This window comes from Gilvimarinus sp. 1_MG-2023 (genome assembly GCF_030548285.1).
The window spans coordinates 1-408 of the sequence record NZ_JAUOSC010000235.1 but is presented as its reverse complement, the minus strand read 5'-3'; the positions used below and the strand labels follow the sequence as shown (position 1 = coordinate 408).

General features: G+C 49.3%; 1 protein-coding gene. It reads left to right on the top strand.

Going from position 1 to position 408, the window contains the following annotated elements; translation table 11 throughout:
* Positions 1 to 408, top strand: a 408-nt coding sequence (locus Q4563_RS16580) for a cyclic nucleotide-binding domain-containing protein (protein WP_303605269.1), incomplete at both ends; no start/stop codon positions are given.

Sequence of the window (408 nt, the reverse complement as noted above, 5' to 3'; positions counted from 1 at the left end):
GAACTGATCAGTACCGATCAAACGCAATTCGAACTGCTGATGTCTCAGACCCAATTCGGTTTTGCCGAACAGGGAGAACTCATTCTGCACAAGGATGCCCCTGCCAATATTCTTTATTTTCTCTTGCGTGGCGAGCTGGAAGTGATGGCAGATGACAACAGCGAGACCATCAATATTATCAGCGCAGGGGAATTGCTTGGCGTAATGGCCATGGTGCTCGATGATCGTCGTTCGGCTTCGTTACGTGTTAAAACCCGCAATGCCATCCTCGCCGGTGTCGACTATGAGCATTTTCGTGATATTACCGATTTCTCAACGTTTTCCCTCGCCACCAAGCTGAGTTATTTCCGCATGCTCACGGCGAATATCCGCTGGAACATCGAGAAAAACCGTTTTGCCAATCCCTCC